Here is a 26,277-nt window from a genome sequence, read left to right as displayed (position 1 = left end):
CAGTTGCGTCAACATATGATCGAAGTCCCGGTCATTTCTATTGGTTTTTCTATATTTAATAAATCAAGTATAGTCGGTGCAATATCTGCAAGAATAACGTTATCCCGTAAGCGTATATCAGTTTTGTCGTTAGATATGAAAATGACTGGCACATCATTCGTGGTGTGTGCTGTAAATGGCTTTCCGGTTTGCTCATCGGTCATGTATTCGAGGTTGCCGTGATCGGATGTAAGGATCATTTTCTCATTATAATATAATATTTTCTCTACAATCTTTCCGATACAGATATCAATTGTCTCCATCGCTTTTATACCCGCTTCAATGATTCCTGTGTGTCCTACCATGTCAGGATTTGCCAGATTAAGAATAATTACGTCGAATTGGCGGCTGTCTATCGATTCAATAACTTTTTCGGTAACTTCATAAGCACTCATTTCCGGTTGAAGATCATATGTCGCTACTTTGGGAGATGGAATTAGTATTCGCTCTTCTCCCTGATATTGTTTTTCGACACCTCCGTTAAAGAAAAAAGTGACGTGAGCATATTTTTCGGTTTCAGCTATGTGAAGTTGTTTTTTGTTATTGTTAGCAAGTACTTCAGCCAGAACATTATTTAATCTGATTGGTTTGAAAGCTACAGGGGCTATAATTTTTTTGTCGTATTCTGTCATGCAAACATAATGAAGCTGATGAATCGGAGTTCTTTTAAATCCATCGAATGATTGATCAAGAAAAATATATGATAGTTGTCTTGCTCTGTCCGGCCTGAAATTAAAGAAAATAACTGAATCGTGATTGTTGATCGTTGCGACAGGACTATTGTCTTTAGTAAGGACAATAGGGTCTATGAACTCATCGGTTATGTTTTGATCGTATAATACTTGCATAACTGCTATCGGATCTTGAGCTAAGACTCCTTTTCCATTTACTAAAGCGTTATAGGCTTTTTCCGCTCTATCCCATCGATTGTCTCTGTCCATCGCATAGTATCTACCTGTGATTGTTGCTATCTCACCTACGCCGATTCTTTTGATTTCTTCCAATAATTCTGTAACGAATCCAATCCCGCTTGTTGGTGACGTGTCTCTACCATCCATAAAACAGTGAATATAGACTCTTGTGAAATCCTCTTGTTTTGCTAGCTCAAGCAACGCGTAGAGATGTTTGTTGTTTGTATGTACACCTCCGTCGGAGAGTAAGCCCATAAGATGTAAGGAACTATTATTGGTTTTGGCATTATTAATAGCTTCGATGAACTCTGTATTGTTAAAAAAAGAGCCATCTTGAATGGATAAGTTGATTTGCTGCAATGACTGGTTCACGATTCTTCCGGCCCCAAGATTAAGATGTCCGACCTCAGAATTGCCCATTTGCCCTTCTGGCAATCCGGCATGAACTCCTGATGGAGTTAGTACTGTATTCGGATAGGTTTCAAAGAGGGAATCAATATTGGGAGTGTTTGCTAGTTTGCAGGCATTTCCTTCTTCGTTTTTGTTGATACCCCAACCATCAAGAATTGTTAATAAAATCATTAATAATACTCCTTTGTACTGCTATTTGCAGATAATAAATATACGCTAAAAAAGTATACACCGGTAAGATAAAAAATAAAAGGGGGGTGCGAAGTTTTAGAAAGAAAAAGCCAGTCCTGACCTTAGATAATTAACGTGTTTATTATCCTTGTAAAAATTGGTAAACCAGGAAGATGATTTGTTTAGCTCTTTAATCAGTGTTAATCTGAAAATCGCTTTTCCGTTTTTTTGCCAGAATCCTTTGCCATTTTGATTAAACTCTATAATAACATGGGAATCCTTCGATATTTTCTGATCTACTATAAGTTCGTAGACATATCTATCATTTTGGAAAACAACTTCATTATCAAATAGCTGGCGTAAGAGTATTTCTTCAGTTGATGTGTCTTGTTGGTGATAATAATTATTGGCTATTCTTAGGATTCCTATTTTATAGGTGGTTCCACTTCTAAGAATATCACCAATCGATGCAATAATCTGAGTAAAAGCTCCAAACTTTTTTTTCAGCTTAGCGCCGACTAAAGTTTCTATTTTAAGTTGTTTGGTCGGTGCAAAATTTAAGTTGAGAGCTGTTTTCATTGATTGGCTATCGCTCGCTTTGAACGTATTTATTGATTTGTTGTAGAGTTCTCCGGTAAGCTTGGCATCAATGGTACCAACTATGGTATCTTGAACTTTAAAAGAAAGTTTTAGTGCGTTGTAGTTTTGTTGATGATTGGTTTCTATGACGAAACCTGTTATCGAGGTTGATAGTGACAGCTGGTTGGCAAAGTGATTATATTTATTGATATTATATCCTGGGCCGGAAGTAATTGTTACTGTAAGTGGACTTGGCATGCCGATATCAAAACTCGTGGACATCTTGGCATCAACATTTTCCAGTGTATTAAATACGTTTTTTGAAGTGATATCGAGCCAATGTGAATCGTAAAGAGCAAAGAAGCTGGTATTGCTGTTAATCTGATTTGATATTTGCGCTGTAAATCTGTTTTCATACAGCTTTGATTCGAGTTTGTCTTCGAAGATGTTGGAGAATCTTCCACGAGTTCCGAAAGAGAACTCTGTCTTGATCGTTGAAGCTGGTGGGGCAGGTTCTTTTAACTTTTTGATAGCTGCAAGTTCTGTTCTAATTCGATACATTTCATCTTTAAGCTCTTCTGCCAGTTTGTCGGCAACCAGTGTAGATTTTTCTATCTCGGTATTTTTTTTCTTAGCTTCATTTGCCTGAATGTAATTCCAGAAATAGGATGCCAATTCATATCTGTTTATAGTGGCTGTGCCTTGGAAGGTAAGGTCTGGGTATCCTTGGGTGATGCCGTATCGTACGATGCCATACACAGCATTTCGCGCCCAATGTCCTTCCGGGATATCAGTAAAGGTTAAAGCGCCGACTGGGGTGGTTAAACAAATAAGGGCTAGTATGATAAATAATAATCTGTTCATTACTAAATCTATTCATTAATTGTAATATGAAACGCAAAGGACATAAGTCAACTTTTTGCTGTATTTGCAGTGTCAACGCAGAGGATTAAGTTAGATAGAGCGTTTTCTGATAAATGCAGGTATATTAAAATCGTCATCCTGCTCATCTACTTCCTCATTGTCATTACTCGTCTGAGATACGTCATGATCTTTAATTGCCTGTTCTATATTCGGAACTGCAATGGTTTGCCTGACTGGCTGTTCATTTCGTGCAGCAGGTGAGGTAGTTATTGAATCGCTCCTTTGAGAAAAAGATGATGTTGTATTTCTTTGAGGTCTGTTGCTTCCTTTGAAACCAGTTGCAATAACTGTAATTATTATTTCGTCCCCTAGGTCTTCATTAATAACAGCTCCAAAAATAATGTTAGCATCTGGATCAACCGCATTATAAATTACGTCTGCCGCATCATGGACTTCATGGAGAGATAAATCAGTTCCACCGGATATACTTAAAATAACTCCGCTAGCACCCATAATTGTTTCTTCAAGGAGCGGTGAAGATATCGCTGCTTCGGCGGCTTCAATTGCCCTTTGTTCGCCAGCCCCTCTGCCGATTCCCATCATTGCTGATCCGGCATTTTGCATAATAGTTTTTACGTCAGCAAAATCAAGATTAATTAAACCAGGAATGGTAATTAAGTCGGAAATGCCTTGAACTCCTTGCCTAAGTACATCGTCTGCTACTTTGAAAGCATCAATAATCGTTGTGTTTCTTTCGACAACCTGAAGGAGCTTGTCGTTAGGAATTACGATAAGCGCATCAACTTTATTTTTCAGTATGTTTGCACCTTCTTCAGCCTGTCTCATTCTCACCGGACCTTCGAATCGAAATGGTTTAGTAACAATCGCGATTGTTAGTGCACCAATTTCTTTTGCAGCATCTGCAATTATAGGCGCAGCACCTGTTCCGGTTCCGCCACCCATGCCAGCTGTTATAAAAACCATATCAGCTCCTTCAAGGGCGAGCATAATATCTTCGAGACTTTCTTCTGCTGCTTTTAATCCGGCTTCAGGGGTCGAACCGGCCCCGAGTCCTTTGGTTAATTTACTTCCTATTTGGAGTTTATGGTCTGCGAGTGAAACGTTGAGAGCTTGAAGGTCAGTATTAACTGCCCAGAATTCAACACCCGATAGCCCGGATCCGACCATTCTGTTAACCGCATTACTTCCTCCGCCTCCAACACCGATTACTTTGATATTTGCAAACTGTCTCAATCCATTTTCCATAAATTAACTCCTAAATTATAATTATTATAAAAAAATATTGATAAGGAAAAGAAAAATTATCAGACATAATTTCTCAAACATCTTCAAAAATTAAAACTGAAATTGAATGTAATTATAGCATGCTAAAAAAAATCTTTAAACCATTTTTTAACAAAATTGCTAACTTTTTTTCTTGAAGGAATTTTGTACTTGTTAATATCAATGAGTTTACTTTTGATAGCGTAGACTACAAGTCCGATGCTGGTTGCATAATTCTGAGACTCAATAACTTCTTTTTTGTCTTTTGGAATCCCGATTCTTACTGGAATTTTGAAAAAATTTGTTGCATAATCATCTATCCCAGGGAGATTTGATGTTCCTCCCGTAATGACAATAATCTCAGGAGCTTTGTTTCCAATAGCTTTCTTCAGTTCCTGTGAGATCAATTTGAAAATCTCTTCAAGTCTTGCTTTAATTATTTGAGAGAGATAATCTTCGCTAGTATTAGTTTTTAGCTCTTTATCATTATCCTTCATTATGTACTCAATAGTGTTGTTTTCATCATAGTGTTCTTTATTCAAATGGCAATAAAGTATTTTTAACCGGTCAGCCTCACCAGTTGATGTTTTGAGTATAATCTTTATATCTGAAGATATATGGTCGCCGCCGATAGGAAGGATCGTTAGGTGCCTTATTATGTTATTTTGGTAATAAGCAAGCTGCGTTGTTCCGCCGCCGATATCAATTAAAGCGACGCTGGTGTTCAACTCAGAAGTTGTTAGGGCAATTTTGCTTGTAGCAAGAGGACTTGCGACTATTGCAAGGATCGAAAGGTTGAGTTTGTCAAAGATCGCTTTTATGAGTTCTATATCATTATTTCGGTATTGTATTGTCAAAATATCTGCTTTTAGTGACGAACCGAACGTCCCGATAGGGTCAGAATTGCAGAGCTTGTCATCAATAAAGAATTTCTGTGGTACTGTGTGGATAACAGAATAATCTTTGATATCGGTTAATTGCCGAGCTTTTTTGATAACGCTTATTTTATCTTCGGTTGTTATATGATCTCGTGAGTCCGGTAAAGAGATAACTCCGGATGCTTGTTTTGTCTTATACGTCGGAGAAGCTAAGCCTATGATTACGCTTTTACTCGATATTTTTGCTATTCTTTCGGCACGAGTGATAGCTCGTTTAATCGCTTTAATCAACAGGTCGGTATTTGTAATGGAACCTTTGTTTATTCCTTCTGTGATGCTAGTTCCAACTCCCGCTATATGGATTTGTCCATTTTCATCAAAAGTGCAGAGAGAGGCACATATTTTAGATGTGCCCAAGTCTAATCCTATTATTGAATTATCGTTGATTAATTCTTGCATGATTGGTTGTCGATGTATCTGTTTATTTGTTTTTTCATTTTTTTATAGCTTATCTTACTTTATAACCAAGCATACTGACAAGTTCAAATACCAAGATTTCAGAACTGAGAATATTTTTTAGTTGCTTTGAACTTTCATGCTTTTCAGTAACAGCGTGCCTTTATAGGCAGGAATTATTACGTTGTCTTGAACTGTAATCACAACAGTCACGTTTTTTGTTTTTAAAAAGCTTAGATATCCATTGTCGCTACCGGCCGAGTTGTATAATTGCTGTCTTTCTCCTACCGCATTAATAGTATAGGGTGGGGTAACTGTATTTTGGTTGATTGATATAATGGAGTTATTATTGTTTATAACGGAGTTGATTACCAACCTGTTACCATTAATTGAAATCGCTTGCGCACCAAATGACCAAAGTTCAGTTACAATGTTTTGAAGATCTTTATCTGTTACAATATTGTCAGGCTGTTTAGGTTTTTCTGCGTGATTTGATGATATAGGCTCATCAACTTTTATAATAATTCCTGCTCCTTGTATGTCGGCTAATCCGGATATTTTTTTAAATGAAGAAACGAGCTTTTTCAGCGAAACATTTTTGTGTTGTAATAGTTTGTGTTCTTTTTGGAGATAATTAATGATTTTCAGATTGTAATTGTAGTTTTTGTATAATTGATAAATATTCCCGCTAAAAAAGCCAAGAATAAAAAGAACCGTTGCTAAAGTAGCATATTTTATTATTCTGATTTTCATGGTTGTTATTCCGTTTGGTTCGTTAAATTTAGTTCCTGTTTAAACTTGATTACAGGATTTTTTATGCATTTGATGTCTATATATTCGACCTCATTCCATCTGTTTTGAATATAATTCAGGAAGGTTTTTAGTGTAGTCCGTTTTTGTTCAATAAAAGAAGAATCTCCTACTTTAATAAGCAAGATATCGTCAGCAAGTATTTCAATGTTTGTCTCGTCAACCAAATTAAACTGTAACTGTTCTGGTTTAAATAAGGTTTCTAACGGCGTTAATACATTTTTTAACATATTTAATGTAGATATATCTATTTTGTGGTCACTGGTTACCCCGGGAGGCAATCCTTTGATTACAGGAAGTATGGTTGAATCTATCTCATTAGTCCCGGGCATATTTAAAATAATACCGGTTTTATCGATGATAATGTCTTTATTATTGAGGAGTAAATTAACCCATGGCTTTTTTTCTTTAATATCTATAACTATTTTGTCAGGGTAAGCCCTAATAACGTTGATACTCTCAAACTGAGGGATTGTCATTAATGTCTTCAAAATCCTTTGCTTTCCAAAAGAGAAAATATTTTTCTTAAGAATATAATTACTTTTTTCTGTTACAATCGCCGTAGGAATTATTTGATTGTTTTTTATGATGATATTTTTTATAGAAAAATATTCAATATTTAGAGGTATTTGAAGCAATGCCGCTACAATAATAATTAGGAATATACTGATAAAAAGTTTAGCTTTTCTAGTAATGATCTTTCACCTGCCAGTAATAATATATAAGAACACGCGGGGGAAATCTATAAACTTGCCGAATTCATTATAGTACTGACTAATTCGTCATAACTTATTCCGGCACATTCCGCTTGAGCGGGAAGGTCACTGGTGTCTGTCATCCCCGGGCTCGTATTAACTTCTAATACAGTGATCTCGTCATTTTTGTCGATCAGCATGTCAATACGGCTAACACTTCGACATCCTATTGCTCTGTAGGTTGCCATCGCTATATCCTGAACCTTTGCCTCTGTATTTTTTGACAAAGGCGCAGGAAGGATGAAATCGGTTTTCCCTTTTGTATATTTAGCGTCAAAATCATAAAATTCATTATGAGGGATAAGCTGGAGAATTGGCAATACCTTTAACTGGTTATCTAGGTCTACAATACCGATAGTTACTTCCTTACCGTGGACGTATTCTTCTACAAAAATGGAGTCGAACTGCTGGCTGATTGAAGCATATTTTTCATCAAAATCTTTTTGGTTTTTTATTATAAAAACACCGATACTGGAACCTGCATTGGAAGGTTTTAGTACAAAAGGGAATTGAAGTGTTGTTTTAGATCCGGTAATAATCTCAAATAAAGGGGTTGGAATCCCAGAAGATAAGAGTATTCTTTTCGTAAATATTTTGTCCATAGCAATGGCGCTCGCGAGTATTTTAGGGCCTGTATAAGGGATTCCCATATGAGTTAGAACTCCTTGGATAACGCCATCTTCGCCACCTTCGCCATGTAACGTTATATATGCTGCATCAATATCTGTCGGAATCGACTGAACGCTTGGGTCAATGCCGATAGCATCATAACCTTGCCGTAAAAGTGAATTTAGAACATTTTTTCCTGATCGAAGCGATATTTCTCTCTCCGGAGAATTACCTCCCATAAGTACGGCGACTTTATTGAATTTTCTTGTCATAATCTGCACCCTTTATTTTTTATTGCCGAATCCGGTTGGATTCACTTCAAATAGAATCTATTTTTAAATAATTGCTAACGTAAAATCGAAATTTCCGGTTCTAATAGTATGTTATACCTTTTTTTTGATTTTTTTTGAATAGTTTCAATTAATTCTATGACATCATTGTAGGTAGCATTGTTTTTATTAATTATAAAGTTAGCATGGTGTTCCCAGATTTGCGCTCCGCCAATAGAGAATCCTCGCAGTCCTAAATCCTCAATTAATTTACCGGCGTAGCACCCTTGAGGGTTTTTGAAAATAGACCCTATATTCGGAAATTTTAACGGCTGGTGTTTTTTTCTGAAATTAATGATTTTTTCTATATCTTCGGTGAATCTCGAACTGTCACCCTTGGTATAATGCATTTGTGCGGAGATAATTTTATAATTATTTTTTTTAAAAATACTACTTCTATATGCAAAGCCGCATTCATCTTTTGATAGTGTGATAATTTTATTGTTTGCAAGAGCTTTTACAGAGATTATTATATTCTCGATTTTCTTGTCAAAAGCACCAAAGTTTTGGTATATAGCTCCTCCAAAACTTACCCGAGGGACTCCAGCCATGAATTCAATTCCAGATAGATTATTTTGTTTGAAGAAAGTAGTTAATGCCGGAATTTTTTGCGGAGCGGATACTTCCAGTATATTTCCAGATAAAAAACGAGGTTCATAAAACGGATTTTTGAGCAAAAATATTTGATCGAAAAGCTTGTCAGCTATGAGTGTGTTTGAACCACCGGCTATTAAGGGGATCAACGGATTCTCGATTGCTGTTTGTACGAAATCTTCCTCTGATTCAGGAATTAGAATGGTTCTGGCACTTCCTCCAATTCCCAAATTAGAGTATGGTTTTAATGATAAGTCATTCAGTATATTAATTATCGGTCTCTTCTTCTTCAATTAATTCAAGTTGTTTAAGCCGTGTGAGTGTTTCTTTTGAGACATTATGTATATCTCCGGCGCCCATAGTAATTATCATATCATTCGGCTTAACAAAACTAAGCAAGAATTCAGGTATCTCATTTTTTTTGCTGATATAGTGTATATCATTGTGTTGATTTTTTTCTAGAAGATCGTAAATTATTTTTCCCGAAATACCGTGAATTGGCTTCTCAGAAGCGGCATAAATGTTGGTAATTATGACTGTATCCGCGTTGTTAAAGCACTCACTGAATTCATGAGCGAGAAGTTTCGTCCTGGTGTATCTGTGAGGTTGAAAAATTACGATAATACGTCGATCAGGCCATCCGGCTCGTGCTGCAGACAGTGTTGCGGCTATTTCAGTAGGATGATGTGCGTAATCATCAATGAAAGTTATATCGTTAAACTCGCCGATTTTCTGGAATCGTTTTTTTGTGCCTAAGAAAGAATACAATGCTTGCCTCATCGGTTCAATAGGTAGTCCATGCTCTAATCCTATCAATAGCGCGGCTAACGCATTTTGTACATTATGTTTTCCTGGGATTTGTAGTTCAATCCGTGTCAGGTACTTATGCTTATAGATAACATCAAAAGAAGTATTGTTTTCGAAAAACTCAATATTTTCTGCCCGAATATCAGAAAAATTGTCGAAACCATAGGTGAGTATATTACAATCAATGCTTTCGATGAACTGTTTATTATTAGGATGATCGTAATTAATGACCAGATAACCATCAGGAGGAAGCTTACTAACAAATTGTTTGAAAGTCTCAAATATGTGATCGAGGTCCCGGTAGTAATCGAGATGTTCCGGTTCAATATTGGTAATAACCATAATATTAGGGTTAAGCTCTAGAAACGAACCATCGCTCTCATCAGCCTCGGCTATAAAATATTTGCCTTCTCCTAGTGCACAATTAGCATTAATACCATTAATTTCTCCGCCGATTATGAATGTAGGAGATAGGTTACAGTTCGAAAAAATCTGAGAAATCATTGAAGTGGTGGTCGTTTTTCCATGTGTTCCGGCTACCGCTATTTTTTTTTCTTCCTGCTCCATCAGCCAGGATAACATTTGAGCCCGTTTTAGTACCGGTATCTTATGGGCTCTGGCTGCTTGGAGTTCAGGGTTGTCCTCTGGAATCGCGGTAGAAATAACAACAACATCTGCTGATCTAATATTGGTTTCATCATGCTTGAAGTAGATTTGCGCGCCTTTATCTTTTAATCTGAAAGTATGAAGATTTTCTCTCATATCTGAGCCGGAAACATTAAATTTCTTTTCAAGCAGAATTTTAGCAATAGGGCTCATCCCTTCGCCGCCAATACCGATAAAGTGGATATTTTTTACTTCATTTATGTCTTTATGTCTTTTTTGCATGTTTTTTTACCACCTATGTAATCCTGGATTATTAAATTATTATAATTTACTTTTTTCGTAATGGAGTAATTTCAGTGACCATAACTTTTGAGAGAAGTTACCAGTTTTGCTATTTTTGCCGCAGAATTATCCTGATAAAGTGAATACGCTTTTTTACTCATATCCTCTAAAAGAGTTTTATTTGTAAGAATTGACTTTATTATAGCTTCTAACTTTTGGGGTGACAACTCTCTATTCGTAATGACTTTAGCCGCTCCGTTATCTGCATAATACTGTGCATTCCAATGTTGGTGATCGTTTGCTGCGTAGGGATAAGGTACCAAGATGGAAGGTTTGCCTAATGCGGCAATTTCGGTTAGGGTTGATGCCCCGGCTCTGGCAATTACCGCATCTGCAATTTTCATTAAATAATGTATATTCGATGTATACGATAAAATTACAATTTCTGTTTTGTTTTTGAATCCTATGTGACAGTAACCTTCGGAATCCTTTTTTAGTGATGATTCCGAAAGTGCGGATAATGTGTTCCTTGTAGGGATATAGTGTTTTTTTCCTGTAATAAGAAAAAAAGTAGTGGAAGATAATTTTTTATCTTTTATCAGATCAATTATGGTCTGATTAAAAATCATGGCGCCTTGGCTTCCTCCGATAACAAGTACCTTTTTGTTGTTTTCGTTAATATTATAGTTAATCGGACTTTCGGTGTTTTGTAGAAATATTTTTCTAATAGGGTTTCCGGTTAATAGTACTTTTTCCGGAAGGAAATACTCTTTTGGGGTCGGTAGTCCTATCGCAACTTTATACGCGAATTTTCCAATCAGTCTGTTTACTTTCCCAGGGATTGCATTCTGTTCCTGGAGTATGATTGGTTTTTTCAGCAATAATGCTGCTAGACATACCGGTAAGGTTACGTAACCACCAGTACTGATAACACAGATTGGATTAAGGCGTATTACTATCCATAAGGATTTTACTAAGCTGAAAAAGATTTTTGCCGGATTTTTTCTGCTTGCAGTAATATGTTTGAACTTATATCCTTCTTGCGGTATAAGCGAACTCTCTAGTCTGTCGTTCGTCCCGATGAAGGTTACAGACTGTTTCGGCAATTCGTCCGCTATTGCTAAAGCTGGATAAATATGACCTCCAGTACCGCCACAGGTGATAATAATATTCATAAATCAATCCTTTATTTGTTGTCTTTATCTGGTTTTTTTAATGTAGAGATTTGTGTAATAATACCGACTGAATAGAGGTTTACTACAAGGGCCGTTCCTCCAAAACTAAGAAAAGTAAGCGGGATGCCTGTTGTTGGTAATAATCCTAGTACGACCGATATATTTATAAATGCCTGTAAAAAAATCCAGCAAACTAGTCCTAATACGAGATATCTTGAAAAATAATCCGGTGCTTTTACTGATATCAGCAAACCTTTCCAAAGGAAAATTCCGAACAAAACAACCACGAAAGTTGCAAAGATAAATCCGCCTTCTTCGCACAAGATAGCAAATATAAAGTCAGTAAATTGTTGAGGGAGATAATAAAACTTTTGCCTGGAGTTACCAAGGCCTAACCCAAAAAAACCTCCTGATCCGATTGCCAGCCACGATTGAATAATGTGAAAGCCAATGCCCAGTGAATCTTTCCATGGATCCAGAAAGGCGAGAATTCTTTCTTTCTGATAAGGACTCCTCCAGATTACCCATAAAGCGGTTCGAGCTCCAATAAGTGCAAGAATAAACATATGCCAAGTTTTTGCTCCGGAGGCATATATCATAATGAAAGATATAGAGAGAATTACAATAGTTGTACCCAGATCTGGTTGAATTAAGACGATAGCACCGATGAATCCGACTACCATTAATACCGGCATTACGCCTTGAAGGAACGAACGTATTACTATTTTTTTATTTTCAAGGTAAGTAGCCACAAAAATAATAATTGCCAACTTTGCAAGCTCAGATGGTTGAAAAGAAAAAATTCCTAAGTTTACCCATCGGGTTGCACCTAGCTCATTCCTGCCTATTCCCGGTACATACGTGAGGAATAACAAAAATACGGTCAGAATGAGTCCTCCAGCAGCCCATTTTCTGTAATTTTTGTAATCAATGAAAACCCCTAAGGAAAAAGCACCCATGCCGAGAAATAAATATATTGCGTGACGTTTAATAAAATAATAACTATCGTTAAAAAAATCTAAGCCTACTGCCTGAGATGAGCTGAGGATCATAATGAAACCAATGATCAATAGCAGAAAAACAGAAAATAAAAAAATATAATCCGGTGCTGATTTTTGTGAAATATTGGTGTTGATCTTTTTTTTGTTTATTATCGTTGCAGCTTCGGAGGGCATTTTGTCTCCATTATCTATATAGTGAATTTTATGAATATTATTTGAAGTATTTTTTAATTAACAGCTTAAAATGAGTTCCACGCTCTTCGAAATTATTATACATATCAAAGCTAGCACAGGCAGGGGATAAAAGTAAATACTTTTCATCGGTCGCGAGTTCTAATCCCTTTTTGACTGCGGACGATAAATCAGTCTCCATATAAATTGAAGTATATCCGTGTGCGGTTAAGGCATTACAAAAACGCTCCTTTGCTTCTCCTATAAGAATCGTTTTCGAAGCATGCTCCTTGACGCACTTGCAAAGTTGGTCAAGAGATGTGCATTTATCTTTTCCTCCCAAGATAAGTATTCCTTGCCCATGAAGTGCTTTTAAGGCTGTGATCGTCGATTCTGGGTTAGTACCTTTCGAGTCATTGTAACAGTCAATATTATTTATCGTAGCCACGTATTCTATCCGGTGTTCTACTCCCGTGAATTTTTCCAGTTTTGAAAATATTGTTTCAACAGCTAAACCAAAAAATTGAGAACAATATACCGCTGCCATTGCATTCTCCAGATTATGATCCCCGGGGATATTCAGGTGTTCTTTTATCCTGAGATAATCATGGTTAACATCAAAACCTTTTTTTTGTGCCTGGCACGTCGGTAGCATTTCAAGTATCAAGGGATCCAGTTCATTATAAATGAAGAGGTCTGTTGGTGTCTGGCTCTCAAATATTTTGGCTTTAGCCTTAGCATAATTCTGCATAGTCTTGTGCCGGGTCAAATGATCTTCGGTAATATTGGTGATTATGGAAACGTCAGGTCTGAACGATATCGTTGTTTCTAACTGGTAACTGCTCAGTTCGACAGCAATATAGTCAGGAATGGCAGCTTCTTGCTCTTTATTCTCGGGTATAAATGAAATCAGCGGTTTCCCGATATTTCCGGCTACCGGACAATCAAGCATATCGCCGATTAATGTGGTAATCGTAGTTTTCCCATTGGTGCCGGTTATCCCAATGAACCTAGGCTTTTTTTGATAATCTTGAAATAGTCTATAAGCAAGCTCTATTTCACTAATAATCGGTTTCTCTGTTTTCGGGAACTGTTCGGGAGGGATTCCGGGACTCGCAATAATTACGTCTGCTTCGTCAACTGAGGTTATTATATGGTCCGGGAGTATGGAAATTTTTTGTTTTATGGCGTTACCTGTCAAACCTTCTCCAAGAACAGCAATATTCATGCTTTTGTCTCCATAAAGTAATATTTCCCCCCCATAGGCAGAGGGGAATTTATGAATTAAACCAACAAACCAATAAGTGAAAACACTATCGAAGTGAGCCAGAACCTGGTTACAACTTTGGTTTCCACCCAGCCTGATAATTCAAAATGATGGTGGATAGGGCTCATTTTAAAAATTCTTTTTTTAGTTAATTTAAAGGAGATAACTTGCATGATAACGCTCATTGTTTCAATCACAAAAATAAATCCGCAGAAAAATAAATTGAGTTCGGTATGTGTTAATAAGGCAATGGTCCCGAGAGTTCCTCCAATAGCAAGAGAACCGACATCACCCATAAAAACTTGGGCAGGGTGATGATTGAACCAGAGAAAAGCCATAAGTGCAGCTGCTATTAAGATACAGAAATAACTTATGGAGTGATTGCCAATATTAAAATTTAAGAAAGCAAAGGCCACGAATATAATTGCGCTCGTTCCAGCAGCTAATCCGTCAAGCCCGTCTGTAAGGTTAACTCCGTTTGAAGTTCCTGCCAAAACAGTAAACCCAAATAAGAAGAATAACAGCGGGTTGTTCAGGTTAAACATTAAGAAAAACGGGTGAAGATTGTTATACTCACCACTTTTTAACATATAGCTGATAATAAAGAGAGAAATAATTAAAATACCAAGCATTTTCTGCCAGCTTCTTAATCCAAGGTTCTTGCCCCGTAATTTTTTTAGAAGGTCATCCAGCAGACCGACACTCCCGAATCCGATGAATGATATGATGATGATAATTATTTTAGTATCAACTATCTGCATTGTGATGAGCATGCTTAGCAGGACTGTCGCTATGATAAATATTCCACCCATTGTCGGGGTGCCGTATTTTTTGAGATGGCTGGAGGGCCCATCTTCACGTATATTCTGTCGAAAATTTAATTTCTTCAGCGCTTTAATGCCAAAATAGTTGATTAAATATCCAATTGCTAATGTTACCAGTGTTGCTTTTATCATTGTTTAGCCTAATGATTTAACAAAGTTGCCAATTCTTTTTATGGCTTCTTTTAATAAGTTAATATCGGTAGCGTAGCAGCATCTGATATAGCCTTCGCCACAGGTACCAAAGGCGTTTCCCGGGACAACCGCTACTTTTTCCTGGTTGAGAAGCTGCATTGCAAATTCTTCAGAGGATAATCCCGTCGATTTGATCGAAGGGAAAGCATAAAATGCTCCGTCTGGAGTATTAATCTCAAAGCCTATTTCACGCATTCCGGAAATAAACAGGTTTCTTCTCTGTTCATACGATCGTTTCATGAGGTCGACTTCTTTTTGACAGTTGACAATTGCTTCCAGCGCAGCGTATTGGGACATAATCGGTGCGCACATCATAGCATACTGATGAATTTTTAAAGCTATTCCCACAACATCTTCAGGACCGCACATATAACCCATTCTCCAACCGGTCATCGCAAATGCTTTTGAGAAACCGTTAAACATAATTGTCCGTTCTTTCATGCCTTCCAGTGAGGCAATCGACACATGGTCTCCAATGTAAGTAAGCTCTGAATAGACTTCATCAGAAATGACCCATAGATCATTTTGTTTTGCCAAAAGTGCTATCTTTTCGAGTTCGTTTCGATCGATTGTAGCTCCGGTAGGGTTGTTCGGATAAGAAAGAAAGATAATCTTAGTGTTAGCAGTAATCTTTTCTTTAATCTGCTCAGCTGTAACTTTAAATTCAACGGACGAAGTGTCAACGGTGACAGGCTGTGCTCCTGCTAGCGACACGAGCGGGCTATACGCGACGAAAGACGGCTCAGGAATTATCACTTCATCACCTGGATTAAGAAGGGCCCGAAGCGTAATGTCGATAGCTTCACTTACACCTACAGTAATAATAATTTCATTTTCAGGATTATAATCGCAGTTGTACTTTTTGCCTAAATACTGTGCTATTTTTTCTCTGAGACTGAGCAGTCCCCAGTTAGAGGTATAGCATGTTTTTCCAAGTTCAAGCGTGTGGTATACCTCTTCCCGTATTCTCCACGGAGTTACGAAATCCGGTTCTCCAACACCTAATGAAATTATATCTTTGGCATTCATGACGAGATCAAAGAATTTTCTGATGCCGGAAGGGGGGATTGTCTCAGCGATCCTGGAATATTTATGTTTCATAAGGTTATTGCTAGCCTTTCGATCTCAGTTTTTTCAAAGGTAATCCCATTTTCTTTGTATTTTTTTAGAAGAAAGTGAGTCCTTGTGCTTTTTACATTTTCCAGGGTTGCCAACTTTTGGTAGACGAAAGACGCAATATCATTGAGGTTGGCGCCTTGAATTACAACAAGCAGATCATAACCTCCACTCATCAAATAAAGGGACTTAACCTCAGGGAAGCTGTAGAGCCTTTCTGCTATTGAATCAAACCCTTTATCTCTTTCAGGTTTTACTTGCACTTCAATAAAAGCTTCGACTCCTTGTACACTTCCCGAAACCTTTTCTTTATTAACTATAGCAGTGTATTTTACAATTACTTTATCTGCTTCCATCTGCTTAATATTTGTTTCTACCTCTTCTACGCTTATATTAAGCATAGTGGCAATTTCTTTTGAGGTTGTTCTCGAATCTTGCTCTAAAATATCGATAATCTGTTTTTTGATCAATTATATGCCTCCTTGTCCATGAAAGGACCAAAATAAAGAATAAAAAAATATCCGTCTCAACTTAAAAATACAAGCTGATGGAAGTAAAACAAACATTTAAATATGTGGCAGATTTATGCTTATTTTTATTGTAACATGAGTTATATTACGAGTCACTATTCAATACTTCATTACAAACTTCCAGTGCGTTGTAGGAACTTCTGACAAAAGGAGCACTGACAACTTTTAATCCCAGGGTTTTTCCAATCGACTTATAATCCTCAAAAATATCTGGATGGATATATTCGTGAACAATTACATTTTTTGATGATGGTTGTAAATATTGACCAATAGTAACGATATCTACTAGATGAGTTGAAAGGTTCTTCAAGGTTTCTTTGATCTCTTCGATAGTTTCCCCAAGCCCAACCATGAGACCTGATTTCGTGACGATATTGGGGAACATTTCCTTTGAATACTTCAGTAAGCGAAGGGACCTGTTGTAGTCAGCTTTGGACCGAACGAGCGGATATAGTCTCGGCACTGTTTCGATATTGTGATTGAACACATCAGGCTGGGCATCGAGGGCTATAGAAAGATGTGTGTAATTTCCTTGAAAATCGGGAGTGAGTATTTCGATCTTTATGGTGGAATCGTAGCTTTTAATTGCAGATATTATTTTTGCGAAATGGGATGCTCCGCCATCAGGGAGGTCATCGCGGGTAACCGAGGTGATAACAATGTATTTAAGGCCGAGTTTGACTATCGTGTTAATAAGATGTTGAGGCTCATCTTCTTCTGGTGTTTTCGGGATTCCTTTACTTACTGCACAAAAGGCGCAATTTCTTGTACAAACATCACCCAAGATCATAAAAGTAACAGTTTTCTTGCTGAAACATTCGCCTCTGTTCGGACATTTTGCACTTTCGCAAACGGTATGAATTGATTGGTCATCAATAATGGAACGGATTGTTTTTTGGTGGAGACCTTTGCTGGTTTTTGTTTTAAGCCATTCCGGGAGCTTACCCATAATTACCTTAACCTTGGTGCGCTTATTGATGTGTTGGTATGCCTATAATCAACTGATACGTTTCGAAATGAACCGTCAATCCACTTCATCTTATAACGAAGTGGAAATGGAGAATATAGAATAACATGTTTTGTGATTTTGTAGAATAATCAGTTAAACAGAGAAATGTATGGCTATCAATGTGCTAATTATGTGTTTTTTTTGATAAAATGATAATATGCACAATGAAAATAATAGGGATCATTCAGAGCCCAGGATCAATTATCTAAAATGGCCTACGACGAAAAGCCAGGGGACCTGTATTTTTTTGCAGGACTTTAATGCTAAACCGTCGAGGTTCTCTGCCTTAGCAGAATATTTGTGTAATAATGGTATCTATGGAGTAGCGCCGGATATATTATCCCCGGATATCCGTCATGACCGTGAAGTTATCCGAAGCAATGAGATAGAAGCAAGTTTTGAAAAAATTAATTTCTTAATTAACGAACACAAAAAAAAATACAAAGATACCCCGATTTTTTTATGCGGAGAAGGGTATGGTGCAGTTGTCGCTTTGTACTTCGCACAGGCTTTCCCTTCATTATTGTCCGGAGTGATTGTCTTGTCCCCCTTTTTCGATATTTCGTTTAATATAATAAAGAAGCTTTCAATAATAAGGGATTATTTTCTCCGTCCTCAAAAAAGTTTTTGTTTTCCAATCAAAACGTCTATGGTTACCAAAGATCAGTGGTATCTGGACGCACTCAATGAAACTGGGGAGAAAGAATATTGGTATAGCGCGAAATTTTGGGGGGAATTTGCTCTCATGTCTAAGCAGGTTCTTTTCAAGAAGAAGAAAATTAAGACGCCAGTGTTTTTCTTGCTCGCCGATGATGATCTTTTGGTCGATAATAAGACTGCGAATAATTTTTTTCAATCATTGCAAGTGTTGGATAAAAAGATCAATTCGTATCCGGAATTCCATGCCCTGAGTGTTCCAGTTGATAGGGATACCATCTACTCAGATATTTCCGAATGGATTGTTAGTAGAAGTTTAATATTTTAGGAATTTCGCTTATAGCTTTAATGAAAATAATAATTTCTAATAGGTCGTTGAGAAAAAGGGACCTTATTTACGCAATTATCTCCAAGTATAGCAGAAGAGTGTTTTTAGCTTATTTGCTTATTCTAGTGTTTTATTATCGATGCAAGTAAGTCGATGCTGCTAATGAACCCAGTAAGAATATGTTCATTATTCACAACAAATATTGCGTCAAGATTATTTCTTAGTAATAGATTGATTGCCTTGATTATTTCGTCGTTTTCATAAACAATGGGAAGTCCCGTATGCAAATAATTAGAAACTTTTTTTTCTTTCATAGTACGGAGTAAGTCTTCCAGATCAGCTGAATGATTGATTTGCCCTGGTTGCAATGCTTCATAAATGTTAGTAGTGCTGACTGATCCAATTACTTTATTTTCATTATTAACTACAGGAATTGTGGACCGCTTATGTCGGAAGAGAACTTTTATGAGGTATTCCATCGAGGTATCTTCAAGTACAGAGGTAATATCCCTGGTCATATAATTTTTAACTTTCATTTAACCCTCCCTTTTTATTATTGAAACTCGGTTAATATTATTATTGATAATTTTGGGATTTGTAACAAATTTCGATAGAGATTCAGCATTGGTAAGGCCAGCAGCCGAGGCATATTTAAGTGCATCTTCAATCTCCATGTTATTGACGAGAGCATAAGTAAGACCACCAATAAGCTGGTCGCCGAAACCAAAAAGGTTCGCTATTTTAAGATTGTTGAACGTGACTTCGTACTGGCCCTGTCTCGTGATGTAGAAAACCTGTCCATTGGTCATTTTCGAAAAGATGACGATTTTAATGTTTTTGTGCTTTGTAAGAACTATCTGTCCAAGATCAAAATAATCTTCTCTTGTTTCAGTTTTATGGTCAAGAAAAGTATAGTCACTTCGAAGGTCAGGGTAAACAATTGTTGGTCCGGCTTCTATTCCTTTGAGTAACGGTGTTTTTAGTGTGTTAAGGATAACCGGTACCTTTTTTGCGTTGGAAATATTGATAAGTTTGGCATAGAAATCAGGGTCGGTCCCCGGTGGAATACTCCCTGAGATTATTATGTATTGCGAAGAACTAACGACCAGGCTGAATCTTTTTAGAAAAGTATCAAGATCTTCTTCAAGTATCGGGTTTCCTGGCTCGTTAATGACGGTTAGCGTATTGCTTTTTGTATCAAATATAGAAAGATTTGTTCTTGTATTTCCAGCCCCGTAGATGCAATTAATCGTAATGCCTTCTCTTATGACCAGATCTTCCAGTAATCTCCCGGCATGTCCTCCGATAATGCCCATTGCCATGGTTTTGATCCCCATTCGCTGGGTGAAAACAGCAACATTTATACCTTTTCCACCCGGCGAAGAAATTACTGTGTCGATTTCTCCATCCATAAAAAGTCTGGAAAAATCACCAAGTCTGTGGAGCTTACTTATAGTAAAATTAGATATCGTATATATCTTATCTAAAGCCGGGTTTAGTGTAACAGTCGTTATCACAGTGGAACCTCTATTTACGATTATTTTACAGAAAGTATGAAACAAATTGAAATAACTGTCAAATTATTTATAAATGAAGGATATTTCACAGAAACGCAACATTCGACATGAAAATGTTATGTAAATCTATGTTTGAACTACATAATGCACGGGTATAGTAAGTAATGAAAGGAGAGATTAATATTTAGTCATTGCTACCTTTGAAAAAAAAATATATTATATGTATCGCTAAATTAATATGGTTGTATCCTCATGCTTTTATTAATCCTTGAGAATTAACAAGTAATAAAATGTTTTTGTTAAAGAAAACAATCATAAGTATAGCTAAAAAATATAAGTAAACAATGGCAATATTATAAATATAAAATATGTATTTGATTTAATGTTTTGTTTTTGCTATAATTACTGGCAATAAAAAATGCAAATGTAATGAAATCATTTTGATGACGATACGATATATTAATAGTAATGGTATTTTGTTACTTGATTTTGATAAGGTATGTGAAAGGAGGGGCTAGCTGGAGAAATAGATTCTTGACGTTTTTAGATAATCGCGACTGTGATGTATGAAAATATATTTTAATTATTAAAATAATTATATTGAAAGGTGGGAATAGTACATGAAAAAAATACTATTTATGGTTTTAGCTTTAATGCTTATGAGTTCAGCAGCCTTCGCTGCAAACTATGGTTTGATTGGTATTCAGGCAACAGTTGCCGATACCACAATATTGAAAGTAAATACTGTTTCAGGGGGACAGGCGCCTACATTAAATGCCCTTACAGTCAATGCGACTACAATAATTGTTACAACAGCAACCAATATTGCTTATTCGACAAACAAATCATCATGGCAGCTATTCGTTATGAATGCGAGTCACGTTGCGGCTACAACAAATGCTGATGAAAACGTTAAAATCGATGGTCTGGTTGATTACTCACTTGGAAATATGGGAGTTGATTATTCCGGATCACAGCAACCTCTTGGTGTAACCGTTAGCGCAACTCTACCAACAAACACCGCTGCGGCTGCATGGTTAAATGTAAAGGATAGTCAATACTGGCCATGGTACAAAGTTGGCGTTGCAGCACAACAAGATCCATGCTGGAAGGCAGATGGGACAACGTGGACTAAAGGTTCAGCTACACTTGCTGATTCTGCACGTCAAATTGCATCTGGTGAACAACAGCTAACAGAAACCACAATAAAAGCTTGGTATCGACTCGGTTTTACAGCAACAACAGCTCCGGCTACCTGGACAGCTGTTTTACAATATAGTTTACAAACACAATAATAGGTATTTTTAGCCAGGTATTCTCCGGTTCTTGCCGGAGAATACCTGAAACCTTTAAAATCAAACTTATTAAGTTGTCGGGGGACTTAATAAGTTTGAATAAAAACTGATAGCAAATATAGGGAGTAGTTAATGAAAGTCATTAGTGCAAAAAGTACCTGTTTAGTAGTTAGTGCTATCTTTCTTTTGTGTAGCACCTCTGCTCTTCACGCATTAAGTGTCCATCCCTCGATGATAGAAGTCGAAGTCCTGCCTGGGGAGACAACGACTACTAGTTTTTATATTAAAAATAACTGTGATGACGATGTTATCGTGAATAATGGAATCACTGCATGGCGCTTTGATCAAAACCAATCGGTCGTATTCACCGAAGAAGAAGTATCTTGGGTTCAAATCGACTCTTTTGTAGATCTTGAGGTTTCTCCGAATAAGACAGTCAAAAAAACTATTGTTATAAGTGCTCCTTCAGATTTTGTTGGGGAGAAAAAGATCTACCTTTCATTTACCGAACGGGCGCCAGGGTCTCCTTATGTTAGCGAGATAAGGGTTCCAGTATATATGATGAGTGAAGAAAATAAAAAAACGGATGTACGAGTTACTAGTTTTAATATAGCGGCAACGCAAGCAGCTGGTTTAGCATCAACCAATGTTTCTCTCAGTACGACAATTATTTTAAAAAATTATGGGAATGTTCATATGAGACCAGAAATATATTTACGGTTAAAGAGTGTGGCAGACGGGAAGTACCTGCTTGATGATCAGGGAAAAGATACTTTTTTAATTGCGAAAGATTGGCCTGTTTTCCCTGAGGCCGACAGGATAATCCAGATGACGTTACCGAACATCGAGGATTTTAATCACGGAAAATATTTGGCGGAGATTAACGCTCAATATGAGTATCTTTCTAGTAAAATTAAGTCAGAAACTAAAGTCTTTGAGGTGAATTTGTGATTGGCAAAAAAATAAAGTCATTACTGTTATTAGCCTTGTTTCTCGTTATTACCTGTAATAGCGAGGTTTTTGCTGCGAATTACGGGCTTATTGCAATTCAAGCTAGTATTGTCGAAGTATTTAACGGTATTCTGAATTTTGAGTCTCGTGATAGTTGGTGGGATGCATCCTCCTCCGGTGCAACAATCAATCACTCGATAGTAGCTGGTGGTGCCGAAGCAACTCAGAAAGCACTGGAGATAACGTATACGAATCCTTCTGATGATTCATGGTCGATAGTTGGCAAGAATCTGAGTAGCACGATCGATATGACTCTTTACGAGTCGGTTTCTTTTTATGTTAAAGGTGACATTAATTGTCTACAGCAACTATCTTTTGTATTAGCAAATGATGCACTAGGTAGTAACTATGAAGCGAAAATCAATCCATTTATAAATCCGAGCAATTACAATCCGAACTTATTCAATAGGATAATAATACCTTTTGATGCATTTAGAGCATCGTCAGGTGCAAGTAGAATATCAGATTTTGTTAATTTATTGAAAAATACCAATGCAGTACAATTTAAAAACACAGGTGCCGGTTCAGGTACTTTTACTGTTGATGAAGTTAATTTTAATTTAACTCTAAATCCTCCGTATATTCCTGCTTTTGTGATGCCTGTAGATTACAATCTCGCAAGTAAAGATGCCTGGAAAATTGTTGGTATTAATTTGAAAGATGTTACTTTGTATAGCGACATCGAGGATAAAACCGAATATTGGTGGCAAGTTACTAACTCAGACATAAATGGTAGTAACCCAAATGTCGACATTGTCGCAATGAATAATTACAAATCAATAACGGTGTCGCTAAAGGGTGACGTCGAGCAGTTCAAGAATATCTTGATGGTACTGGCGAACGATACGATTACCTCATACAACAACTATGGAGCAAATATTTATGATTGTATCGATAAAGACAGCTATAATGCCAATGGTTATAATCAAGTCGTGATCCCGTTCAGTGACTTTAGGCCGATGAATAGTATGGAAACCGCCATAGATTTTGGAACAATATTAAGTAATATAAAAGCAATACAGTTCAGGATAGAAGGGCAAGTTTCAGGCTCCTTTATCGTCGATAACTTAGGGTTCGATGTTGCGCAGAATCCACCGTATGTGCCGACCCTGAACTTGAATTTTGCTGGCAAATACGATTTTGAGAAAGACAGAAGCAACTGGTGGTGGGATACAGCAGCCTATGGCGCGACTATCAATCATAATATTGTCTATGAAGGTGCCGACGGGACAATGAAGTCATTCCAGATTAATTATTCCAATACGTCTGACAGTTCATGGTCAATTATTGGTCGAGCTCTAGGAACTGCGGTAACTCCAACCGTCGACCTTTCGATGTATAATGTGATGCACCTCTATGTAAAGGGCAACAAAGAAGAAGTCGGTCGGTTGAAATTGATCATCGCTAATGATGATGTTACTAGTTATAACAACTATTTCGTTGATTTAAGTCAAGTAGTGACGGATTCTGTTAATAATTCTACTTTTACTAGAATATCGATCCCGCTAAGCAGCTTCATGCCTCAAGGGCTGTTTGGTAATCTTGTTTCAGTTAAAGACCTCTTAGCTCAAGCAAAAACAATTCAGTTCCGAGTTAATGGTAGTGGGGCTGGAAACATATATTTCGATGAGCTGTCATTTGATTATGATGCTAACACTCCGCCGATCCCAACAACCTTTAACTTTATGCAATCATTTGACATGGAATCTTACGGTGAATACTGGTGGTCCGGAGCGGATTCTCCTTCTTCTGAAGCTACAATAAATGCTTGGATATCCAATAATGGTGTTGATGGGTCGAAAGGGCTAAATATCGCATACAATAGTACTGATGACGCGAATTGGATGATGGTAAGCAGGCCATTTGCTAACAGCAATGTTGCAGTTGATCTTAGCCAATACGATACTGTAACTTTATATGTTAGTGGAAATTACGATAGTATGTGTCAGGTATCGGTAGCTCTTGCAAATGATGATTTAACGCTCGGTAACAACTATGAAGCATTCTTTGTAGAACATATGGACCCGGATACTTGGATTAATGGTCAGTTTAATCGAGTTGTTCTTTCCTATAGTGATTTTAGATTGAATGGGGATTTTGGAAATATAGTTCCGATTGAAGATTTAATTAAAAATATACTTGCTTTTCAATTTAAAGTTTATAATGCGGGCAAAGATAGGTTTACTGTTGATAATATCTCTTTTGAAACAGATCAAACTTCGCCGATGTTACCTCAATTCAGTGCCGATACCCTGATTTTCACATCAGATGATATTGCTGCAAGTAACACAGGTATTAGTGCCTTATCAGTAGCTACGAAGAAGGATACATTTAGGAGCATCTTTAGTAAAGTTGCGAAAGCAAAATCTACTAAAGAAAAGGTATCTATTTCCAAGACTGCTTTCGAGGAAGAAATCGTAACGGGTTCCATTGTGAAGCTTGGTCCTAACGGCATTCACTTTGTAATCCCTATTATCGAAAAAGGCATAGTTGTGATATCTGCGGACTCTGAACCTAAGATTTGGCTAGAGATGTCAAAAGACCATCAGAAGATATATGCTAACGCTGCTAGCGTGAATATTGTTAATAATATAATAAGAGGAGTTATTCCGATTGATTATAGCTTAGCAGTTGGTACAGGAAACCTTTATTTTGATACTTCGTGTATAGTTGATTTAGCTGGGCATACTGCTCAGTACGTTAGTAGTGACAATGGGACGGTAATTAGCTTCGCATCTATAGTATATGCAGCGGAGCTAAGGGCCCCGACTATTAATGCATTTGCTACGAGTTTTGATAAATTGGATCGAAGGGTCCCCTTCGGCAATACTATGACTCTAACTATAAATGTTTCTGACGATACAGGAGTGGATAGTACTTCACTTCCAATTATAACGTGTGTTGATATCTTAGGAGTAACCGAGCAGTTTGCTGTTAGATTGGAATCCTCCGGAGTTAAGAATGCCGTATGGGTGGCAGAAACAGAAATAGGCAATTTAATGAATACTGGTATTGCAAAGATAGAGATTCGTAATATCAAAGACATTTTCGGTAATGAACTTGTTAATAATTCGCAGGCATTTGTAATAACCTCAATAGTAGACAGTCCTCGATCAGCTTCAGATCTTTATGTCAACGATAAAGTGGTAGTTACTGGGGATTATATCTCGAATGAAGTTCGAGAAGTGAAGGTTGGTTTTGTTGATGATGTTTTCCTGACAACTTACAATGTGCTAATCCAAGATTGGAAGAACGATATTGTAACTGTATCAGGAATAGTAGCATTCCCAACAGCATCAATTGTGGCTACTGCATCATATGTCTTCAATCCTGCTATAACTCTTGCTCCGGGAAGATATTCTATTCTTGTCCAGGCGAATGATTTATCGACGTCGAGCATAGTAGTTCAGGTTAGTTTCCTGGTGTCAGGGGAAACGGTAACTAAACTTTTATCTGCGCCGAATCCTTTTAATCCTAACAAGGGAAGTGCTTATATTAGTTATTACCTAAGTCAGCCGGCGGATACGGAACTAAGGGTTTACTCAATTAGTGGTGAGTTATTATTTAATATGGAAGCATCGAAAGACGAACCGGGAGCTCAAGCTGGATATAATGAGATAATTTGGAATGGTAGAAATAAATTCGGTGAAGTTGTTTCGAATGGTGTCTATCTCGGATATCTCATAATAGATGACGGCAAGCATAAAACAAAAGAAAAAGTTAAGATAGCAGTTTTGAAATAATATTTAACATTTTAAAATAAAAACAAAAAGGCAGGTAGTTTTACCTGCCTTTTTGT

General features: G+C 37.1%; 22 protein-coding genes. 4 read left to right on the top strand and 18 right to left on the bottom strand.

Translation table 11 applies throughout. From position 1 onward, the window contains the following. Positions 1 to 8: 8 nt before the first annotated feature. The 16 genes from DKM50_10590 to lipA all read right to left on the bottom strand — a co-directional run bounded on the left by DKM50_10590 (position 9) and on the right by lipA (position 17,610). Positions 9 to 1,532 carry a 2,3-bisphosphoglycerate-independent phosphoglycerate mutase gene (locus DKM50_10590; GenBank protein ID PZM78763.1) on the bottom strand — a complete coding sequence of 508 codons (1,524 nt, stop codon included), beginning with the start codon at positions 1,530 to 1,532 and terminating at the stop codon, positions 9 to 11. A gap of 96 nt (positions 1,533 to 1,628) precedes the next feature. Further along, entirely contained in the window at positions 1,629 to 2,975 is a 1,347-nt protein-coding gene (locus DKM50_10585) for a hypothetical protein (GenBank protein PZM78762.1), read from the bottom strand. A 90-nt stretch (positions 2,976 to 3,065) separates the two neighbouring features. Continuing rightward, positions 3,066 to 4,241, bottom strand: a complete 1,176-nt coding sequence (locus DKM50_10580) for a cell division protein FtsZ (protein ID PZM78761.1) — start codon at positions 4,239 to 4,241, stop codon at positions 3,066 to 3,068. A 122-nt stretch (positions 4,242 to 4,363) separates the two neighbouring features. Then, complete coding sequence (ftsA, locus tag DKM50_10575; protein PZM78760.1) at positions 4,364 to 5,596, bottom strand: cell division protein FtsA; 1,233 nt, start codon at positions 5,594 to 5,596, stop codon at positions 4,364 to 4,366. A 117-nt stretch (positions 5,597 to 5,713) separates the two neighbouring features. Beyond that, positions 5,714 to 6,346: a hypothetical protein gene (locus tag DKM50_10570; GenBank protein ID PZM78759.1), complete on the bottom strand. Its 633-nt coding sequence runs from the start codon at positions 6,344 to 6,346 to the stop codon at positions 5,714 to 5,716. A 5-nt stretch (positions 6,347 to 6,351) separates the two neighbouring features. Beyond that, positions 6,352 to 7,041: a hypothetical protein gene (locus tag DKM50_10565; GenBank protein PZM78758.1), complete on the bottom strand. Its 690-nt coding sequence runs from the start codon at positions 7,039 to 7,041 to the stop codon at positions 6,352 to 6,354. A gap of 104 nt (positions 7,042 to 7,145) precedes the next feature. Continuing rightward, complete coding sequence (locus tag DKM50_10560; protein ID PZM78757.1) at positions 7,146 to 8,039, bottom strand: D-alanine--D-alanine ligase; 894 nt, start codon at positions 8,037 to 8,039, stop codon at positions 7,146 to 7,148. A gap of 74 nt (positions 8,040 to 8,113) precedes the next feature. Then, positions 8,114 to 8,983, bottom strand: coding sequence for a UDP-N-acetylenolpyruvoylglucosamine reductase (gene murB, locus DKM50_10555; GenBank protein PZM78756.1), 870 nt, complete (start codon positions 8,981 to 8,983; stop codon positions 8,114 to 8,116). Then, complete coding sequence (locus tag DKM50_10550) at positions 8,958 to 10,385, bottom strand: UDP-N-acetylmuramate--L-alanine ligase (GenBank protein ID PZM78755.1); 1,428 nt, start codon at positions 10,383 to 10,385, stop codon at positions 8,958 to 8,960. Before DKM50_10550 ends, murB begins: the two co-directional genes overlap by 26 nt. A gap of 71 nt (positions 10,386 to 10,456) precedes the next feature. Further along, positions 10,457 to 11,560 (bottom strand): undecaprenyldiphospho-muramoylpentapeptide beta-N-acetylglucosaminyltransferase, encoded by a 1,104-nt coding sequence (gene murG / locus DKM50_10545; protein ID PZM78754.1) that lies wholly within the window; start codon positions 11,558 to 11,560, stop codon positions 10,457 to 10,459. 11 nt (positions 11,561 to 11,571) lie between these two features. Next, complete coding sequence (gene ftsW, locus DKM50_10540) at positions 11,572 to 12,735, bottom strand: putative lipid II flippase FtsW (GenBank protein ID PZM78753.1); 1,164 nt, start codon at positions 12,733 to 12,735, stop codon at positions 11,572 to 11,574. A gap of 37 nt (positions 12,736 to 12,772) precedes the next feature. Further along, the gene (gene murD / locus DKM50_10535; protein PZM78752.1) at positions 12,773 to 13,960 is read right to left on the bottom strand and encodes a UDP-N-acetylmuramoyl-L-alanine--D-glutamate ligase; all 1,188 of its coding nucleotides are present in this window, start codon (positions 13,958 to 13,960) and stop codon (positions 12,773 to 12,775) included. Between the two features lie 56 nt (positions 13,961 to 14,016). Next, a complete protein-coding gene (locus tag DKM50_10530) occupies positions 14,017 to 14,955 on the bottom strand; it encodes a phospho-N-acetylmuramoyl-pentapeptide-transferase (GenBank protein ID PZM78751.1) in 939 nt (312 codons plus the stop codon). Between the two features lie 3 nt (positions 14,956 to 14,958). Continuing rightward, positions 14,959 to 16,116, bottom strand: a complete 1,158-nt coding sequence (locus tag DKM50_10525) for a pyridoxal phosphate-dependent aminotransferase (protein PZM78750.1) — start codon at positions 16,114 to 16,116, stop codon at positions 14,959 to 14,961. Then, positions 16,113 to 16,601 (bottom strand): Lrp/AsnC family transcriptional regulator, encoded by a 489-nt coding sequence (locus tag DKM50_10520; GenBank protein ID PZM78749.1) that lies wholly within the window; start codon positions 16,599 to 16,601, stop codon positions 16,113 to 16,115. The genes DKM50_10525 and DKM50_10520 overlap by 4 nt, the downstream gene beginning before the upstream one ends. Before the next feature lie 145 nt (positions 16,602 to 16,746). Then, complete coding sequence (gene lipA / locus DKM50_10515; protein ID PZM78748.1) at positions 16,747 to 17,610, bottom strand: lipoyl synthase; 864 nt, start codon at positions 17,608 to 17,610, stop codon at positions 16,747 to 16,749. Between the two features lie 217 nt (positions 17,611 to 17,827). Here lipA and DKM50_10510 point away from each other — a divergent pair, with 217 nt between their 5' ends. Continuing rightward, on the top strand, positions 17,828 to 18,655 hold the full coding sequence (locus tag DKM50_10510; protein PZM78747.1) for a hypothetical protein: 828 nt from the start codon (positions 17,828 to 17,830) through the stop codon (positions 18,653 to 18,655). 122 nt (positions 18,656 to 18,777) lie between these two features. Here DKM50_10510 and DKM50_10505 read toward each other — a convergent pair whose 3' ends face one another. After that, on the bottom strand, positions 18,778 to 19,191 hold the full coding sequence (locus DKM50_10505; GenBank protein PZM78746.1) for a hypothetical protein: 414 nt from the start codon (positions 19,189 to 19,191) through the stop codon (positions 18,778 to 18,780). Beyond that, the gene (locus DKM50_10500; protein PZM78745.1) at positions 19,192 to 20,172 is read right to left on the bottom strand and encodes a hypothetical protein; all 981 of its coding nucleotides are present in this window, start codon (positions 20,170 to 20,172) and stop codon (positions 19,192 to 19,194) included. A 620-nt stretch (positions 20,173 to 20,792) separates the two neighbouring features. On the opposite strand from DKM50_10500, the gene DKM50_10495 reads away from it, so the two are divergent. The 3 genes from DKM50_10495 (at position 20,793) to DKM50_10485 (ending at position 26,221) form a co-directional block, all read left to right on the top strand. Further along, positions 20,793 to 21,467 (top strand): hypothetical protein, encoded by a 675-nt coding sequence (locus DKM50_10495; GenBank protein PZM78744.1) that lies wholly within the window; start codon positions 20,793 to 20,795, stop codon positions 21,465 to 21,467. 132 nt (positions 21,468 to 21,599) lie between these two features. Further along, the gene (locus tag DKM50_10490; protein PZM78743.1) at positions 21,600 to 22,418 is read left to right on the top strand and encodes a hypothetical protein; all 819 of its coding nucleotides are present in this window, start codon (positions 21,600 to 21,602) and stop codon (positions 22,416 to 22,418) included. Next, positions 22,415 to 26,221 carry a hypothetical protein gene (locus DKM50_10485; GenBank protein ID PZM78742.1) on the top strand — a complete coding sequence of 1,269 codons (3,807 nt, stop codon included), beginning with the start codon at positions 22,415 to 22,417 and terminating at the stop codon, positions 26,219 to 26,221. The genes DKM50_10490 and DKM50_10485 overlap by 4 nt, the downstream gene beginning before the upstream one ends. Positions 26,222 to 26,277: the final 56 nt, after the last annotated feature.

The sequence above is a fragment of the Candidatus Margulisiibacteriota bacterium genome (genome assembly GCA_003242895.1).
Classification (GTDB): domain Bacteria; phylum Margulisbacteria; class Riflemargulisbacteria; order GWF2-39-127; family GWF2-39-127; genus GWF2-39-127.
This window is presented reverse-complemented; position numbering and strand designations above follow the sequence as displayed.

Bases quoted from the DNA above. Each gene is read 5' to 3' on its own strand.
- DKM50_10570 (PZM78759.1), bottom strand. From the start codon at position 6,346: ATGAAAATCAGAATAATAAAATATGCTACTTTAGCAACGGTTCTTTTT.
- DKM50_10585 (PZM78762.1), bottom strand. From the start codon at position 2,975: ATGAACAGATTATTATTTATCATACTAGCCCTTATTTGTTTAACCACC.
- DKM50_10495 (PZM78744.1), top strand. From the start codon at position 20,793: ATGAAAAAAATACTATTTATGGTTTTAGCTTTAATGCTTATGAGTTCA.
- ftsW (PZM78753.1), bottom strand. From the start codon at position 12,735: ATGCCCTCCGAAGCTGCAACGATAATAAACAAAAAAAAGATCAACACC.
- DKM50_10525 (PZM78750.1), bottom strand. From the start codon at position 16,116: ATGAAACATAAATATTCCAGGATCGCTGAGACAATCCCCCCTTCCGGC.
- DKM50_10530 (PZM78751.1), bottom strand. From the start codon at position 14,955: ATGATAAAAGCAACACTGGTAACATTAGCAATTGGATATTTAATCAAC.
- murG (PZM78754.1), bottom strand. From the start codon at position 11,560: ATGAATATTATTATCACCTGTGGCGGTACTGGAGGTCATATTTATCCA.
- ftsA (PZM78760.1), bottom strand. From the start codon at position 5,596: ATGCAAGAATTAATCAACGATAATTCAATAATAGGATTAGACTTGGGC.
- DKM50_10550 (PZM78755.1), bottom strand. From the start codon at position 10,385: ATGCAAAAAAGACATAAAGACATAAATGAAGTAAAAAATATCCACTTT.
- DKM50_10490 (PZM78743.1), top strand. From the start codon at position 21,600: ATGAAAGTCATTAGTGCAAAAAGTACCTGTTTAGTAGTTAGTGCTATC.
- DKM50_10505 (PZM78746.1), bottom strand. From the start codon at position 19,191: ATGAAAGTTAAAAATTATATGACCAGGGATATTACCTCTGTACTTGAA.
- DKM50_10510 (PZM78747.1), top strand. From the start codon at position 17,828: ATGCACAATGAAAATAATAGGGATCATTCAGAGCCCAGGATCAATTAT.
- lipA (PZM78748.1), bottom strand. From the start codon at position 17,610: ATGGGTAAGCTCCCGGAATGGCTTAAAACAAAAACCAGCAAAGGTCTC.
- DKM50_10580 (PZM78761.1), bottom strand. From the start codon at position 4,241: ATGGAAAATGGATTGAGACAGTTTGCAAATATCAAAGTAATCGGTGTT.
- murD (PZM78752.1), bottom strand. From the start codon at position 13,960: ATGAATATTGCTGTTCTTGGAGAAGGTTTGACAGGTAACGCCATAAAA.
- DKM50_10560 (PZM78757.1), bottom strand. From the start codon at position 8,039: ATGACAAGAAAATTCAATAAAGTCGCCGTACTTATGGGAGGTAATTCT.
- DKM50_10590 (PZM78763.1), bottom strand. From the start codon at position 1,532: ATGATTTTATTAACAATTCTTGATGGTTGGGGTATCAACAAAAACGAA.